The sequence below is a fragment of the Devosia polycyclovorans genome (assembly GCF_042181575.1).
GTDB classification, from domain to species: Bacteria; Pseudomonadota; Alphaproteobacteria; order Rhizobiales; family Devosiaceae; genus Devosia; species Devosia polycyclovorans.
On sequence record NZ_CP170082.1, the window covers coordinates 1164198 to 1178890 of the forward strand.

Sequence of the window (14693 nt, forward strand, 5' to 3'; positions counted from 1 at the left end):
GAGGCATTTAAGCTGATTTGGTGACAGACGCGTGAATCAGAAACGCGTGAAGAGGCCCGGATAGTCGGTGACAATGCCATCGGCATCGACTTCCAGCACGGCTTCGAAATCGGTTGACTGGTAGCGGAAATGGTCAGCGTCGAGGCGGGTGTAAATCTGCTCTGAGCGCTTGAAGGACAGGGCGGTTGCGTCGATCCAGGCCATGGCAAAGGAGACGGGTTGATCGTCTTGCCAGTCCTGCCGCCAGATGGGCAGGGAATTGGTGAGCGGGGTGGGCCAGATGTCGACATCGATGCAGCCGCGCAGGGCCGGGATAGGCTCGGCCCGGTCGTCGGACCAGCCGCCGGCCCCATCGGAGAAGAGCTCGAGCATCTTGCCGTCGGTGCGCTCGATTTTGACCGTGCGGGGGTGGCCGTTCTCGTCGAGTTTCAGCCGGTAGAACAGGCCGAAATCGGGGCCGATTATGGTGCCGCGGATGCGCGTGTCGCGGCCATTGGCGATAATGTGGCAATGCTCGAGGGTTTGGAGGTGAAGGCCGCGCCAGCGGACGGATCGGTTGAGCGGCAAGTGGTCCACCTGTGCTGGCGTTTGATCTGTTCCCACTTTGCCTCAACTCCCACCGGCTGTCATCCCGGCCCCCGGGTCGCGCCGCGCCCGATGGCAGGCTCCGGAGCCGGGATCGGAGTTGAGATCTCAGGATGGGCTCCGGCCTTCGCCGGGGTGACATCGCGGTTGGTGGTCGATCAGATCAACAAAAAGGGCGCCCCATTGGGACGCCCTTTCCAAGTCAGTTTTGGCAGTGCGATCAGAGCGTCTTGCCAAGCGCGACTGCGGTGTCCGCCATGCGGTTGGAGAAGCCCCATTCATTGTCGTACCAGCTGAGGACCGAGACGAAATTGCCGTCCATGACCTTGGTCTGATCCAGCGCCATGGTGGAGGAGTGGCTGTCATGGTTGAAGTCGATGGAGACGTTGGGGAACTCGGTGTAGCCGAGCACGCCCTTGAGTTCACCATCGGCGTACTTCTTGACGGCCTCGTTGATTTCCTCGGCGGTCACGTCGCGCTTGGCGATGAACTTGAAATCGACGCAGGAGACGTTGGGGGTCGGCACGCGGATGGAGACGCCGTCGAGCTTGCCCTTGAGCTCGGGGAGCACCAGGCCGATGGCCTTGGCGGCGCCGGTCGAGGTCGGGATCTGCGACAGGGCCGCTGCGCGGCCGCGATAGAGATCCTTGTGCATTGTGTCGAGGGTGGGCTGGTCACCGGTATAGGAATGGATGGTGGTCATCATTCCCTTTTCGATGCCGAATTCCTTGTGCAGCACATAGGCCAGCGGGGCCAGGCAATTGGTGGTGCACGAGGCGTTCGAGATCACCACGTCGTCCTTGGTGAGGCTGGCGTGGTTGATGCCGTAGACGATGGTCTTGTCGGCGCCGTCGCCGGGGGCCGAGATGATCACCTTCTTGGCGCCGGCCTTGAGATGCGCGCTGGCCTTTTCCCTGGAGGTGAAGATGCCGGTGCATTCAAGGGCGATGTCGACGCCCATGTCACCGTGGGGCAGTTCGGCAGGGTCGCGGACGGCGGTGACCTTGATTGGGCCGCGGCCAACATCAATGGTATCGCCATCGACGGTGACCGTGCCGTTGAAACGGCCATGCACGCTGTCGAAGCGGAAGAGGTGGGCATTGGTTTCGACCGGGCCGAGATCGTTGATCGCCACGACTTCGATGTCGGTGCGGCCCGATTCCATGATGGCGCGGAGGACATTGCGGCCGATACGACCAAATCCATTGATGGCGACGCGGACTGCCATGTTTTATGCTCCTAGCGGGAGGGGAGGAGAAAGGGAGGCGCGGCTCTCTTACAACTGACTGGTGACGGCTTCAACAACGGCATCGGCCGTAATGCCGAAGTGGGCATAGAGATCATCGATCTTGCCCGAAGCGCCAAACGAGTTCATGCCGACGAACTTGCCCTTGTCGCCGAGCAACTTGTTCCAGCTCATCTCGATGCCGGCTTCAACCGCGACGCGGGCCCTGGCCGAACCGAGCACCTCGGCCTTGTAGGCGTCAGACTGCTTGTTGAACAGTTCCATGGAGGGCACCGAGACGACGCGGGCGGACACGCCCTTTTCGGCAAGCGCCTTCTGGGCCTCGACCGCAATGATAACTTCCGAACCGGTGGCGAAGATCACCGCATCGGCGTCTGCCGGGCCGACCAGGGTATAGGCGCCCTTGGCCGAGAGGTTTTCGGCGGTGTGTTCTGTGCGCACGGTCGGCAGGTTCTGCCGCGAAAGGGCCAGGATGGACGGCGTGCTGTCGGCTTCCAGCGCCAACTGCCAGCATTCAGCGGTTTCCACAGCATCGGCCGGCCGGAATACCAGCAGGTTGGGGATGGCGCGCATGGCGGACATATGCTCGACCGGCTGGTGGGTGGGTCCGTCTTCGCCCAGGCCAATCGAGTCGTGGGTCATCACATAGATGACGCGCTGGTGCATGAGGGCCGAGAGGCGGATGGCGGGGCGGGCATAATCGGTAAAGCACATGAAAGTGCCGCCATAGGGGATCAGGCCGCCATGCAGCGCGATACCGTTCATGGCCGCGGCCATGGCGTGTTCGCGAATGCCGTACATCATGTAGCGGCCGGAATAATTGTCGGCCTGGAAGGGCAGGGTTTCCTTGGTATTGGTCAGGTTCGAGCCGGTGAGGTCGGCCGAGCCGCCCTGGGTTTCGGGCACAATGGCGTTGATGATTTCAAGCGCCATCTGGCTGGCCTTGCGGCTGGCGACCTTGGGCTTGTCGGCGCTGAGCTGCTGCTTGTAGTCGTTCATCGCGCCGGCAAAACCGGTGGGCAGTTGACCGGCCATGCGGCGCTCGAATTCGGCCTTGTGGGCCGATGCGCCAAGACGGGACAGCCATTCGCCACGCACATTCTGCGAGCGACGGCCGGCGGCGCGCCAGGCTTCGAGCGTTTCGGCGGGCACTTCGAATGCCGGATAGGTGATGCCCAGCGCTTCTTTGGCGCCGGCCAGTTCCTCAGCGCCCAGCGGCGAACCGTGGACCTTATTGGTGCCGGCCTTTTTCGGGGCGCCGAAACCAATGGTGGTCTTGGCGGCGATCATGGTCGGCTTGTCGGATGTCTTGGCGTCGAGCAGCGCCTTTTCGATGGCGGCCTGATCGTGCCCGTCGATCTCGATGGTGTTCCAGCCCGATGCCTGGAAACGCGCGACCTGGTCGGTACTGTCGGCGTTGGACACAGCGCCATCGATGGTGATGTTGTTGTTGTCCCAGATCACCACCAGCTTGTTCAGCTTGAGGTGGCCGGCCAGCGCGATGGCTTCCTGGGAAATGCCTTCCATCAGGCATCCGTCGCCGGCCAGGCACCAGGTGTAGTGATCCACGATATCAGCGCCGAACTCGGCGGCCAGCTTGGCTTCGGCAATCGCCATGCCGACGGCATTGCCAATTCCCTGACCCAGCGGGCCGGTGGTGGTTTCAATGCCCTCGGCAAAGCCATATTCGGGGTGGCCAGCGGTCCTGGAGCCGAGCTGGCGGAAGTTCTTCACTTCATCGAGGGTCATGTCCTCGTAGCCAAGCAGATAGAGCGCAGAATAGAGCAGCATCGAGCCGTGACCGGCTGACAGAACGAAGCGGTCGCGGTCGGCCCATTTGCTGTCAGCAGGGTCGAACTTCATCACCTTGGTAAAGAGCACTGTGGCGATGTCGGCGCAGCCCATGGGCAGGCCTGGATGTCCGGAATTGGCCTTTTCGACAGCGTCCATGCTGAGCGACCGGATCGCATTGGCCAAATCGTTTTGCTGGGCTGTGTTCGTCATGGGACCGCTCGCTGGAAAAAGGCTTGAAACTGGCGGGAGCGGGCGCTTGGGGCCCTCCTCCCAGAGGCGGGGTTGAGGCATAACAGGTTCGTCTTGCCTGTCAATGTCACCAAGGGGCGCAAGCGTTCGGTTGGAGGCCGGAATTCCGGGGGTCCACCCCGCAATGCAGTTGCATTGCCACAATCGCTGGGGCAGGTTGGAAGGCATGGAATCGTCGCGTCTTGAGGGCAGTAGCGGCCATGAGTGAGACGGAACTTGAAGATGGACTGATCTCGGCCACGGCCCGGTTCGACCGGGCACTGGCGCGCCTGGCCACGAGTACCCGCGATCTCAATAGCCGGCTGCAGCGGCAGCAGCGCATGGAAGTGGATACGCAACGGCTGGTGCAGGAGCGCGCGCGACTGGCCACCGAACTCGACAAGACCGCTGCCCGTGCCAAAAGGCTCGATGACAGCGCGCATGAAGTCTCCAGGCGCCTAGTCGAGGCGATGGAAACCGTGCGTTCAGTGCTGGCAAAGGCGGAGTGATCGCGTGCCCGAGGTGAATGTCGAAATCAATGGCCGCAGATATCGCATGGCCTGCGAAGAGGGACAGCAGACGCATCTGATCGGATTGGCGGACCGGTTCAATACGCAGGTCGAGGGGCTCAAGGGAGCTGTGGGCGAGATCGGCGACAACCGGCTGACGGTGATGGCCGGTATTGCGGTGCTCGACGAACTGTCCGAAGCCGAGCGGAAGATCGAGGCGCTTGAAGCGCAGGTGGCTGAGCTGACGCAGGCCGGGCAGGACATTGCAGCCGAGCTGGAAAGTGTCGAGACCCAGTTTGCCCGGAAGCTGGGCGAAGCGGCCGAAGCGCTCGAGGGTGTCGCCGAAACACTGGACGGAGCGGTGCCGCTGCCCTAGGGCAGTTGCGTTCACGAGTTTGGAAAAGCGCGCATTGGCGCTTTGCACTGCCGCTCGCAAGCGCCTATATCTCGTCTCGCTGCCCGGCGCGTGAGGACACACATATCCCCGGGGCCTTAATCGATCCTAAGGGAGCTGTCCCTGACCGGGCCCGTGGGCTCGGACATACGGCGCCCACCTACGTAAGTAGGTTCCCGGGATCAGTAGTCCCACGGCCAGGGCGGCACTGAACTTGTTGTTGATGAGGGCTCATGGCGGAGCGGGCAGTGGAAGAGGCAAAGGCGGCGTTGCGGCGCGAGGCGCATGCCGCGCGCGCGGCCCTGGCCAGCGAGGACCGGGCCGAGGCGGCCAAAGCGGTTGCAGGGCACTTCTTTGAAGCTGTCGCCTATGGGCCCGATGACGTGATCGCCGGCTATTGGCGGATCCGCGATGAACTCGATTGCCAGCCTATTCTTGTGCGTCTGATGGATAGCGGGCAAAAAGTGGTGCTGCCGGTGGTGCAGGGCGACGAACAGCCGCTGGACATGCGGATCTGGGAGGCCGACACGCCGCTCTACGAAGCCGGCTTCGGGACCCTCGCACCATCCGACCTGGCCCCGCGCGCCGTGCCGGACCTGGTGCTGATGCCGCTGCTGGGCTTTGACAGTGAAGGCACGCGGCTGGGCTATGGCGGCGGGTATTACGACCGGACGCTGTCTGTATTGCCCAAGAGGCCGCTTCTGATCGGGCTCGCCTTTGCGGCGCAAGAACTGCCGCATATTCCGCGCGAGCCACATGACATTCCGCTCGACATGGTGGTCACTGAAAACGGCATGCGCGCCTTCGGTACGGCTGCATGAGATTACTGTTTCTGGGTGACGTGATGGGGCGGTCCGGGCGCGACGCCGTGACCGAACGGCTGCCGGGCCTGATTGCCCAGATGGGTTTTGACTTTGTCATCGTCAATGGTGAGAACGCCAGCCACGGCAAGGGGCTGATCGAGAATCACTATGCCGCGCTGCGCGATGCGGGGGCCGATATCGTCACGCTGGGCGATCACGCCTTCGACCAGCGCGAGGCCCTGAGCTATATCGAGCGTGAGCCGCATTTGTTGCGACCGATCAATTATCCGCCCGGCACGCCGGGGCGCGGGGCCATGCTGGTGGAAAGCCGCAAGGGCCATCGCGTGCTGGTGGTCAATGCGCTGGGGCGTGTGTTCATGCCGCCGATTGATGATCCGTTCCGGGCAGTGGAAGCCGCGATCGCCGATTGTCCGCTTGGGGAAGTGGCTGACGCGGTGATCGTCGACTTCCATACCGAGGCGACCTCGGAAATCCAGGCCATGGGCCATTATCTCGATGGCCGCGCGACGCTGGTCGTGGGTACCCACACCCATATTCCGACTGCCGATCATCGCGTGCTCAAGGGCGGTACCGGCTTTATGGCCGATGCGGGCATGTGCGGCGATTTCGACAGCATAATCGGCACCGACACGGACGAACCGCTCAATCGGTTCCTGACCGGCATTCCGGGCGGACGGTTCACGCCCTCGGAAGGCGAGGCGACTTTGTGTGGCGTGGCGGTGGAAACGGACCCGGCCACCGGGTTGTGTGCCAGGATCGCACCGCTCAGACTTGGTGGAGTGCTGGCGCAAGCGCTGCCAGATCTCTGAGAGCCAGATAGTATCGGCAGATTTCCCGCTTGCCCAGACTCACATTTTGGGTTCGGATCGCGTTGTTGTGCCTGGGGCGCAAAAATTGACGGTCGGCTGAGAAGGAAAAACGGGCCCCGGACGCGGCAGGAAGTGCCAATCAATCGTCCACGCATGCGAGGAGTGGGGCCATGCTCGATCCGGTCATCAATTTTCTCAATGATATCTTTTGGGGCTATGTCCTCATCTATGGCCTGTTGGCGGTGGGATTGTTCTTCACCATCCGACTGGGATTCATCCAGTTCGTCAATTTTGGTGAAATGTTCCGGGTGGTCACGGGCTCCCGCCGGGGCGACAGCGCCGGTATTTCTCCCTTCCAGGCATTGACCATCAGTCTGGCCTCCCGCGTGGGCACCGGCAATCTGGCTGGGGTGGCCGTGGCGCTCTATCTGGGCGGGCCCGGCGCAATCTTCTGGATGTGGATGGTGGCGCTGGTCGGGATGGCGACGGCCTATTCCGAATCCACGCTGGCGCAGCTTTACAAGACGAAAAACGACGAGGGCCAATATCGCGGCGGTCCCGCCTTCTATATCGCCAAGGGGCTCAAGGCACCCTGGGCGGGGGCGATCTTTTCGGTCTGCCTGATCATAGCCTTCGGGCTGGTATTCAACGCGGTGCAGGCCAATTCCATCGCCGATGCCATGCAGGGGGCCTTCGGGTTCGAGAAGATCTGGGTGGGGGTGGCGCTGGCCCTTCTGACCGGCATAGTCATTTTCGGCGGCATTAGGCAAATCGCGCGGGTGGCCGAAATCGTCGTGCCGTTCATGGCCGTCATCTACCTGATGGTCGCACTTTATGTGGTCGCGATCCATATCGGGGAAGTACCGGGCATGCTGGGCCATATCGTGCAGTCCGCCTTTGGGCTCGATGCGGCGGGTGGCGGGTTGGCCGGGGCCTTGCTCAATGGCGTCAAGCGCGGGCTGTTTTCCAATGAGGCCGGCATGGGGTCGGCGCCCAATATTGCGGCCGTGGCGACGCCCGATCCGCATCATCCCTCTTCGCAGGGCTTCGTGCAGGCCTTGGGGGTGTTCATCGACACCATCCTGATCTGTACGGCGACGGCACTGATGATCCTGCTCTCGGGCGTGATGGTGGAGGGCGGCGAATTGACCGGAACGCCACTGACCCAGGCGGCGATGAGTGTTCACATCGGCGGGGCCGGGCAATATTTCATTGCCATCGCCATCCTGTTCTTCGCCTTCACCTCGATCATCGGCAATTACTCATATGCCGAAAACGCCATGACCTTCCTCAAGGTGGGCAATCTGCCGGGGCTGACCGTGTTGCGACTGGGTGTGCTGGCGATGGTGATCTGGGGCGCCTATGAGAGCGTGGCGACCGTATTCAACGCGGCGGACGCCTCGATGGGGCTGATGGCCACGGTCAATCTTATCGCCATCGTGATGCTCTCGGGCACGGTCGCCAAGCTGACCAAGGATTACCGGGCGCAGCGCAAGGCGGGCAAGGAACCGGTGTTTCATGCGGCGGATTATCCTGAACTCAGCGGCAAGATCGACCAGAACATCTGGAACAAGCACGACCCGGGTTGATTGGTAAGACGGGTTGGCAGCGCCCGTCCGGTCCGGCACCGGGCGGGCGCTTTATTTTTGCGCCTCTTGCCCCTATAAGCAGCGCGAAAAAGCGCAAATTGCATATCCGAGGTTACTCATGGCTGGCCATTCCCACGCCAAAAACATCATGCACCGCAAGGGCAAGTCGGACGCCATCCGGTCCAAGATCTTTTCGAAGCTGGCCCGCGAAATCACCGTGGCGGCCAAGATGGGTCAGCCCGACCCGGCCTTCAATCCGCGTCTGCGCCTGGCCATTGCCAATGCCCGCGCCCAGTCCATGCCCAAGGACAATATCGAGCGGGCCGTCAAAAAGGCCTCTGGCGGCGATGCAGAGAACTATGATGAGATCCGCTATGAGGGCTATGGTCCCGGTGGCGTGGCCGTCATCGTCGAGGCGCTGACCGACAATCGCAATCGTACCGCGTCCAATGTGCGCTCCTATTTCTCCAAGAATGGTGGCGCGCTGGGAGAAACCGGTTCTGTCGGTTTCATGTTCGACCGGGTGGGCGAGATCACCTATCCCGCTTCAGTAGGGTCGGAGGACAAGGTGATGGAAGCGGCCATTGAGGCCGGGGCCGAGGACGTCGAGAGCGACGACGAGAACCACTATATCTATACGACCTTCGAGAACATGGCCGAAGTCTCTTCGGCGCTGGAAGCCGTGTTGGGGGAGGCGGAGTCGGTGAAGGCGATCTGGAAGCCGCAGAACGAAACGCCAATCGACGCGGAAAAGGGCGCGACCCTGATGAAGCTGCTCAACACGCTCGAGGAAGATGACGACGTGCAGAACGTCTATTCGAACTTCGACATGAGCGAGGAAGAGGCGGCCAAGCTCGAAGGCTGAGCGGCTGCTATCGTGAGAGACTGGCAAGAGGGCGGTCCATGGGGCCGCCCTTTTGGGTTTCAGGCAATGCGGAGAGCCAGCTTGGGCGGCTCATGGGGCTGATCCAGCACGACCGCATTGCGGCCCGCCTGCTTGGCGCTGTAGAGCCGCTGATCGGCAATGCGGAACAGCTCGGCAAAGCTGGTCGCCTCAACAAAGGCGGCGCCGCCGATGCTGACCGAAAGCGGGTGAACCTTTCCATCAGGCGCGAAGCAGGACACGATGACCGACAAGCGAATGCGCTCGGCCACGATTTGTGCCTGATGCTGGGTGACGCCAGGCAGGAAAACAGCAAACTCCTCGCCGCCCATGCGGCCGACGAAATCGCCACTGCGCAGCACTGAACGGATCGCCCTGGCGATTATCGTAAGTGCTTCATCGCCATAGTCATGGCCGTAGAGGTCATTGATGGATTTGAAGTTGTCCGCATCAATCATCAGCAGGGCGCCGGAGCAGGACGAGGCGGGGCGTTCCAGCCAGGCGTTGACGCGCGCAGTGAATGCGCGCCGGTTGAGGCAGGCGGTCAGCCCATCTGTGCGCGCGACCCGGCCGAGCCGAATATTGGCAATCGCCAGGCCGCGCAGCCGCTGGCTGAAATAGAAGAACAGCGGCGCGCCAATGATGATGGGCAGCGCAGCCGAAGCAACGAGAATGCGCGGGGCGACGTCACTTTCCAGATCCATGAACATCAGCCAGGTCAGGACCAGGGAGGCCGCGGCGCATGCCAGGGTGCCAAAGACAGTCCACCGCCCGACGCTGGTCCAGCCCGGCAATGCGAATATCTTGGATAGCGGCATTTGCAAATGTCTCGACTTGAAATGGAGAAGGGCGGCTGTCCGCATATCGGTGAAGAAAAGATTTAGACTATTGTGGACTTAAAATAGATCATCCTCTCGCAGAGTGATCCGAATAGATCAGTGCTGTTCTGGCGACAATTGTGATTTATTACAAGGTCGTTCTGTAGGCAGAAATTGGCAGGCTGGGTATCCAAAGCAGCACGGTGTTCCATAGCCCTAGCCTGTGACTGCGGACCGACCAAAACTTTACTTCGGACATTTTTGCCCCGTTGCAATGCATTCCCGAATCTCAAGGTAGGCTCCGGCCCTCAAGAAGGTGTTGCCGCGATTGATCAAGTTTTATCGAAGCGGGCGGGACGGCAGCGATTTGTTGCCAATTTGTTCACTTCGGGCTTGGTATGGTCAACGCTCGTCTCTACAAGGAAGACCATGACAAGGGCTGTGCGAATCATCGGGATTGATCCGGGGCTGCGGCGATGCGGCTGGGGGATTATCGAAGCTGTGGACAACCGGCTGAGCTTTGTGGTGGGCGGCACGCTGACGCCGCCGATCGAAGGCGCGCTGGCCGATCGCCTTGCCGCGCTGGCCCAAGGGTTGGGTGAGGTGCTCGACCGATACCAGCCCGAGGAGGCAGCAGTGGAAGAGACCTTTGTCAATTCCGGGCCGCGATCGGCGCTGATCTTGGGGCAGGCGCGCGGGGTGACCCTGGTGGTGCCGGCGCTGCGCGGGCTGGTGGTGGCGGAGTATGCTACCAATCTGGTCAAGAAGTCGGTGGTCGGGACTGGCCATGCGGACAAGAACCAGATCGGACTGATGGTCAAGACGCTTCTGCCATCGGCAGTGGTCAAGGGCGCGGACGCTGCTGACGCGCTGGCGGTGGCCATTTGCCATGCCCATCACCGGGTTTCTGCGCGCCGCATGGGGACATTGGCATGATCGGCAAGCTCAAGGGCCTGGTCGACAGTTTTGGTGATGATCACGCTCTGATCGATTGCGGCGGCGTCTGCTACGAGGTGTTCTGCTCGAGCGGGACGCTGCAGGCCCTGCCGCGCGTGGGCGAGGCGGCGGTAGTGTTTGTCGAGACCATTGTGCGCGAGGATTTCATCAAGCTTTATGGCTTTGCCAGCGAAGCGGAAAAGAGCTGGTTCCTGCTGTTGACCAGTGTGCAGGGCGTGGGGGCGCGGGTGGCGCTGGCCATTCTTTCAGTGCTCACGCCCTCGGAACTCTCGAGCGCGGTGGCCTTGCAGGACAAGGCGATGATCGGGCGGGCCAATGGCGTGGGACCCAAACTGGCCTTGCGCGTGGTGACCGAGCTCAAGGGGAAGGTGCCGGCCATTGGCGCCATCGATGCGGGCACGTTGGGCCTGCAGACAGCGCTGGGCGAGGGCGTGGCGTCGGGCAATGTCGCCGATGCGGTCTCGGCGCTGACCAATCTGGGTTATTCGAGCGCGCAGGCCTCCTCGGCCGTTGCGCGTGTGGTGGCCAAGGAAGGCGATGAGACGCCGACCGAAAAGCTTATCCGGCTCGGGCTGAGGGAATTGAGCGCTTGACCAATCTGACTTCCGCATCCGCCGGACGGGATGACAATCTCGATGTTTCCCTGCGTCCCTCGGGCTTTGCCGATTTCGTCGGGCAGGCCGATGCGCGCGCCAATCTTGAAGTGTTTATCGAGGCGGCCAAGAAGCGCGGGGCGGCACTGGATCATGTGCTGTTCGTGGGGCCGCCGGGCCTGGGCAAGACAACGCTTGCGCAGATCATCGCCAAGGAACTGGGCGTGGGTTTTCGCGCGACCTCCGGCCCGGTAATTGCCAAGGCGGGGGATCTGGCGGCGCTGCTGACCAATCTCGAAGAACGCGATGTGCTGTTTATCGACGAAATCCACCGGCTCAATCCGGCGATCGAGGAAGTGCTCTACCCGGCGATGGAGGATTTCCAGCTCGACCTGATCATAGGCGAAGGGCCCGCGGCCCGTTCGGTGCGGATCGACCTGGCCAAGTTCACGCTGGTGGGGGCGACGACGCGCGCGGGGTTGTTGACCACGCCGCTGCGTGATCGCTTCGGCATTCCGGTGCGGCTAAATTTTTATACGCCAGAGGAACTGGTGCAGATCGTGACGCGTGGCGCTCGTCTATTGGGCATGGCCATGGCGCCGGATGGGGCAATGGAAATCGCCCGGCGTTCGCGGGGCACACCGCGTATTGCGGGACGGCTTTTGCGGCGGGTGATCGACTTTGCCATGGTGGATGGCGTGGCCGAGGTCAATCGCGCCATTGCCGACAAGGCGCTGCTGCGGCTTGATGTGGATGCGCGGGGTCTTGATCAGCTCGACAGGCGTTATCTCAATACTATCGCCGACTTTTACAATGGCGGGCCGGTGGGCATCGAAACCATTGCCGCAGCGCTCAGCGAGCCGCGTGACGCGATCGAGGAGATCGTCGAGCCCTACCTCCTGCAGCAGGGTTTTATCCAGCGCACGCCGCGAGGGCGCATGCTGACCGCGATCGCCTTCCAGCACCTGGGCAAAGTGGTGCCGCAGGGGTTTGTCGGGTTGCAGTCGAGCCTGTTCGGGGAGGATGAGGAATGAGCGCCCGGCATGTCATCAGCTTTCCCATTGAAGGGCAGCGATTCAACTTTCGGGCGGCCGGTATCATCATTGTCGATGGGCATGTGCTGGTCTGCCGGGAGGATGACGATGACTACACCATGCTGCCGGGCGGCCGGATCGAGCTGGGCGAGGATAGCCGGATTAGCCTGACGCGCGAGATGGAAGAAGAGCTGGCGATGCCCGCCGAGGTCGGCCGTATGATCGCGACGTCGGAGAGCTTTTATCGGCGCGATGACGAGGATTTTCACGAGCTAAGTTTTTTCTACGCCGTTGACCTGCCGGGACAGGCCCCCAATGGCCAGTCGCCCTGGCTACAGCGGCCCGATGAGGGGCATATCCTGTCCTTCTATTGGGTGCCCCTGGCAGATGAGGCCCTGGAGGATATCAACCTCAAGCCGCGCTGGCTGCCCGATTTCCTGCGCGCATTGCCAGGAGGGCACGTCCATATCGTCCATGACGAGCGGAGCGGGAAATGAGCAAACGTGACGATCCGATCGTCGGAACGCTCAAGCTGACCCGTCCTGCGCACCGGGCGCTGGCAGCAGCCGGGATCGTCACTTTTGCCGATCTGGCACAATGGACGCGCCGGGATGTTGCGGACCTGCATGGGGTGGGGCCGAAGAGTTTTGTCGAGCTGGACCCGGCAATGAAAGCGCGCGGCCTGGACTACAAGGCGCCATGAGCAGCCATCGCATCGCCGTCCGCATCTATTACGAAGACACCGATTTTTCGGGCAATGTGTATCACGCCGCCTATTTGAAATTCTTGGAGCGCGGACGGACCGAGTTGCTGCGCGATCTGGGTGTGCATCACGCGGAACTGGCCGAGCAGGGTATTGCCTTTGCCGTACGGTCGATGGATATCGAGTTTCTGGCCGCCGCGCGGATCGATGATCTGTTGACGGTCGTGACCACAGTCGTGGAGGCCGGCGGCGTCCGGCTGGTACTGGACCAGACAATTCTGCGTGATGACAAGACGATCACATCGGCGCGGGTCACCGTCGTAGCCATCAAGATGAGCGGCGGTCCGGCTCGTCTGCCAGCCGATTTGCGCGCGCGGCTGGCGCCCGAGGCATAACGTCAGACTCTCTTTGTTAACCCTTTGGTGACCATAAGGGAGGCAAAGGCAGATTTGCGCCGCGCCGGACCAGCCTGCGCCCGGAATGGCGGGCATTTCTCTTAATTTTGACAGATTTCGTCCCCATCGCAGCAGCCATGGGGCCGCATGCACGGGCCGACCGGAAGGGATTTTTTCATGGAAGCCATGGATGCTGCTGGAGCTGTCGCTCCACATGCTGACCTCTCCATCTGGGGCCTGTTCTGGGCCGCCGACTTCGTCGTCAAATCGGTGATGCTGGGCCTGCTGGCCGCATCGATCTGGTGCTGGGCGATCATCATCGACAAGACCATTACCTTTCGGCGCGCCCATTCGGAGATGAACCGCTTCGAGCGCACATTCTGGTCCGGCCAGTCGCTGGAGGAGCTCTACCAACAGCAGGCGGAAAAACCATCGGGCGGGCTGGGTGCCGTCTTCGTTGCCGCCATGAAGGAATGGAAGCGTAGCCACGAGCAGAATGCGGCGAGCTTTGTGGGCATGCAGCAGCGGCTCGACAAGGTGCTCGACGTTGCCATTTCGCGCGAGAGCGAATATCTCGAAAAGCGGCTTGGCTTTCTGGCCACGGTCGGTTCGGCTGGCCCGTTCATCGGGCTGTTCGGTACGGTCTGGGGCATCATGAACGCCTTTACCAATATCGCGGCGTCGTCCGACACAAACCTGGCCGTAGTGGCCGGGCCGATTGCCGAGGCGCTGTTTGCGACGGCCATTGGCCTGGTGGCGGCCATTCCGGCGGTTATCGCCTACAACAAGCTTTCGTCCGATGCCGGCAAGATGATCGGACGCCTTGAGGGCTTTGCCGACGAATTCTCCACCATTCTCTCCCGCCAGCTCGAAGCGCGGGGCCGCTGACATGGGCATGGGTGTCGCATCAGGCGGAGGCGGCGGCGGACGCCGCCGGCGCCGTAAGCGCAGTGCGGTCATGAGTGAAATCAACGTGACGCCGATGGTCGACGTCATGCTGGTGCTGCTGATCATCTTCATGGTGGCAGCGCCAATGATGACCTCGGGCGTGCCGGTGGACTTGCCGCGCACGGCGGCCAATGAACTGCCGAGTCAGACTCGCCCGATCACGGTTTCGGTGTCGCCCGAAGGGGCGATCTTTGTGGATGAAGCGCCGGTGAGCGAGGGTGATCTGGTCAGCACCATGGGCACCCTGGCGACGGTTGAGGACCGCATTTATTTGCGTGGCGACACGACGGCCAATTACGGCACGGTGATGCGGGTGATGGGGCTGCTCTCGGCCGCCGGCTATACCAAGATCGGGCTCGTTACCGAGCGCGAGAGGTAGGCCTG

At 62.0% G+C, this 14693-nt stretch carries 18 protein-coding genes and 1 other RNA gene; 15 read left to right on the forward strand and 4 right to left on the reverse strand.

Annotated elements, in window-relative coordinates:
- Positions 1 to 36 precede the first annotated feature (36 nt).
- From ACE4RL_RS05960 to tkt, 3 genes are all read right to left on the reverse strand, one after another.
- Positions 37 to 603: a putative glycolipid-binding domain-containing protein gene (locus ACE4RL_RS05960; protein WP_375599598.1), complete on the reverse strand. Its 567-nt coding sequence runs from the start codon at positions 601 to 603 to the stop codon at positions 37 to 39.
- Between the two features lie 202 nt (positions 604 to 805).
- On the reverse strand, positions 806 to 1813 hold the full coding sequence (gene gap, locus ACE4RL_RS05965; protein ID WP_375599599.1) for a type I glyceraldehyde-3-phosphate dehydrogenase: 1008 nt from the start codon (positions 1811 to 1813) through the stop codon (positions 806 to 808).
- Between the two features lie 48 nt (positions 1814 to 1861).
- Complete coding sequence (gene tkt, locus ACE4RL_RS05970) at positions 1862 to 3835, reverse strand: transketolase (protein WP_375599600.1); 1974 nt, start codon at positions 3833 to 3835, stop codon at positions 1862 to 1864.
- 239 nt (positions 3836 to 4074) lie between these two features.
- Between tkt and ACE4RL_RS05975 the strand changes: the two genes are divergently transcribed.
- The 7 genes from ACE4RL_RS05975 (at position 4075) to ACE4RL_RS06005 (ending at position 8843) form a co-directional block, all read left to right on the forward strand.
- Positions 4075 to 4362 (forward strand): DUF4164 family protein, encoded by a 288-nt coding sequence (locus tag ACE4RL_RS05975; protein ID WP_116590093.1) that lies wholly within the window; start codon positions 4075 to 4077, stop codon positions 4360 to 4362.
- 4 nt (positions 4363 to 4366) lie between these two features.
- Complete coding sequence (locus ACE4RL_RS05980) at positions 4367 to 4738, forward strand: cell division protein ZapA (RefSeq protein ID WP_375599601.1); 372 nt, start codon at positions 4367 to 4369, stop codon at positions 4736 to 4738.
- A 73-nt stretch (positions 4739 to 4811) separates the two neighbouring features.
- Positions 4812 to 4969: non-coding RNA, 6S RNA (gene ssrS / locus ACE4RL_RS05985), on the forward strand.
- A 20-nt stretch (positions 4970 to 4989) separates the two neighbouring features.
- Positions 4990 to 5577 carry a 5-formyltetrahydrofolate cyclo-ligase gene (locus tag ACE4RL_RS05990; protein WP_375599602.1) on the forward strand — a complete coding sequence of 196 codons (588 nt, stop codon included), beginning with the start codon at positions 4990 to 4992 and terminating at the stop codon, positions 5575 to 5577.
- Positions 5574 to 6389, forward strand: coding sequence for a YmdB family metallophosphoesterase (locus ACE4RL_RS05995; protein ID WP_375599603.1), 816 nt, complete (start codon positions 5574 to 5576; stop codon positions 6387 to 6389). The genes ACE4RL_RS05990 and ACE4RL_RS05995 overlap by 4 nt, the downstream gene beginning before the upstream one ends.
- A 170-nt stretch (positions 6390 to 6559) precedes the next feature.
- Complete coding sequence (locus ACE4RL_RS06000; protein ID WP_375599604.1) at positions 6560 to 7978, forward strand: alanine/glycine:cation symporter family protein; 1419 nt, start codon at positions 6560 to 6562, stop codon at positions 7976 to 7978.
- 118 nt (positions 7979 to 8096) lie between these two features.
- The gene (locus ACE4RL_RS06005) at positions 8097 to 8843 is read left to right on the forward strand and encodes a YebC/PmpR family DNA-binding transcriptional regulator (protein ID WP_375599605.1); all 747 of its coding nucleotides are present in this window, start codon (positions 8097 to 8099) and stop codon (positions 8841 to 8843) included.
- Positions 8844 to 8902: 59 nt separating this feature from the next.
- Here ACE4RL_RS06005 and ACE4RL_RS06010 read toward each other — a convergent pair whose 3' ends face one another.
- The gene (locus tag ACE4RL_RS06010; protein ID WP_375599606.1) at positions 8903 to 9679 is read right to left on the reverse strand and encodes a GGDEF domain-containing protein; all 777 of its coding nucleotides are present in this window, start codon (positions 9677 to 9679) and stop codon (positions 8903 to 8905) included.
- A 429-nt stretch (positions 9680 to 10108) separates the two neighbouring features.
- On the opposite strand from ACE4RL_RS06010, the gene ruvC reads away from it, so the two are divergent.
- From ruvC to ACE4RL_RS06050, 8 genes are all read left to right on the forward strand, one after another.
- The gene (gene ruvC, locus ACE4RL_RS06015; RefSeq protein ID WP_375599607.1) at positions 10109 to 10615 is read left to right on the forward strand and encodes a crossover junction endodeoxyribonuclease RuvC; all 507 of its coding nucleotides are present in this window, start codon (positions 10109 to 10111) and stop codon (positions 10613 to 10615) included.
- Complete coding sequence (ruvA, locus tag ACE4RL_RS06020) at positions 10612 to 11229, forward strand: Holliday junction branch migration protein RuvA (RefSeq protein ID WP_375599608.1); 618 nt, start codon at positions 10612 to 10614, stop codon at positions 11227 to 11229. The genes ruvC and ruvA overlap by 4 nt, the downstream gene beginning before the upstream one ends.
- The gene (gene ruvB, locus ACE4RL_RS06025; RefSeq protein WP_375599609.1) at positions 11226 to 12263 is read left to right on the forward strand and encodes a Holliday junction branch migration DNA helicase RuvB; all 1038 of its coding nucleotides are present in this window, start codon (positions 11226 to 11228) and stop codon (positions 12261 to 12263) included. Before ruvA ends, ruvB begins: the two co-directional genes overlap by 4 nt.
- A complete protein-coding gene (locus ACE4RL_RS06030; protein ID WP_375599610.1) occupies positions 12260 to 12760 on the forward strand; it encodes an NUDIX hydrolase in 501 nt (166 codons plus the stop codon). The genes ruvB and ACE4RL_RS06030 overlap by 4 nt, the downstream gene beginning before the upstream one ends.
- Positions 12757 to 12966, forward strand: coding sequence for a hypothetical protein (locus ACE4RL_RS06035; protein WP_375599611.1), 210 nt, complete (start codon positions 12757 to 12759; stop codon positions 12964 to 12966). The genes ACE4RL_RS06030 and ACE4RL_RS06035 overlap by 4 nt, the downstream gene beginning before the upstream one ends.
- The gene (ybgC, locus tag ACE4RL_RS06040; RefSeq protein WP_375599612.1) at positions 12963 to 13361 is read left to right on the forward strand and encodes a tol-pal system-associated acyl-CoA thioesterase; all 399 of its coding nucleotides are present in this window, start codon (positions 12963 to 12965) and stop codon (positions 13359 to 13361) included. Before ACE4RL_RS06035 ends, ybgC begins: the two co-directional genes overlap by 4 nt.
- Before the next feature lie 186 nt (positions 13362 to 13547).
- Entirely contained in the window at positions 13548 to 14249 is a 702-nt protein-coding gene (gene tolQ / locus ACE4RL_RS06045; protein ID WP_375600241.1) for a protein TolQ, read from the forward strand.
- A gap of 1 nt (position 14250) precedes the next feature.
- The gene (locus ACE4RL_RS06050) at positions 14251 to 14688 is read left to right on the forward strand and encodes an ExbD/TolR family protein (protein ID WP_375599613.1); all 438 of its coding nucleotides are present in this window, start codon (positions 14251 to 14253) and stop codon (positions 14686 to 14688) included.
- The last annotated feature ends 5 nt before the right edge of the window (positions 14689 to 14693 follow it).

Bases quoted from the DNA above. Each gene is read 5' to 3' on its own strand.
- ruvA (WP_375599608.1), top strand. From the start codon at position 10,612: ATGATCGGCAAGCTCAAGGGCCTGGTCGACAGTTTTGGTGATGATCAC.
- ACE4RL_RS06035 (WP_375599611.1), top strand. From the start codon at position 12,757: ATGAGCAAACGTGACGATCCGATCGTCGGAACGCTCAAGCTGACCCGT.
- ruvC (WP_375599607.1), top strand. From the start codon at position 10,109: ATGACAAGGGCTGTGCGAATCATCGGGATTGATCCGGGGCTGCGGCGA.
- ACE4RL_RS06010 (WP_375599606.1), bottom strand. From the start codon at position 9,679: ATGCCGCTATCCAAGATATTCGCATTGCCGGGCTGGACCAGCGTCGGG.
- tkt (WP_375599600.1), bottom strand. From the start codon at position 3,835: ATGACGAACACAGCCCAGCAAAACGATTTGGCCAATGCGATCCGGTCG.
- gap (WP_375599599.1), bottom strand. From the start codon at position 1,813: ATGGCAGTCCGCGTCGCCATCAATGGATTTGGTCGTATCGGCCGCAAT.
- ybgC (WP_375599612.1), top strand. From the start codon at position 12,963: ATGAGCAGCCATCGCATCGCCGTCCGCATCTATTACGAAGACACCGAT.
- tolQ (WP_375600241.1), top strand. From the start codon at position 13,548: ATGGATGCTGCTGGAGCTGTCGCTCCACATGCTGACCTCTCCATCTGG.
- ACE4RL_RS06030 (WP_375599610.1), top strand. From the start codon at position 12,260: ATGAGCGCCCGGCATGTCATCAGCTTTCCCATTGAAGGGCAGCGATTC.
- ACE4RL_RS06005 (WP_375599605.1), top strand. From the start codon at position 8,097: ATGGCTGGCCATTCCCACGCCAAAAACATCATGCACCGCAAGGGCAAG.
- ACE4RL_RS06050 (WP_375599613.1), top strand. From the start codon at position 14,251: ATGGGCATGGGTGTCGCATCAGGCGGAGGCGGCGGCGGACGCCGCCGG.
- ACE4RL_RS05975 (WP_116590093.1), top strand. From the start codon at position 4,075: ATGAGTGAGACGGAACTTGAAGATGGACTGATCTCGGCCACGGCCCGG.
- ACE4RL_RS05990 (WP_375599602.1), top strand. From the start codon at position 4,990: ATGGCGGAGCGGGCAGTGGAAGAGGCAAAGGCGGCGTTGCGGCGCGAG.
- ACE4RL_RS05995 (WP_375599603.1), top strand. From the start codon at position 5,574: ATGAGATTACTGTTTCTGGGTGACGTGATGGGGCGGTCCGGGCGCGAC.
- ACE4RL_RS06000 (WP_375599604.1), top strand. From the start codon at position 6,560: ATGCTCGATCCGGTCATCAATTTTCTCAATGATATCTTTTGGGGCTAT.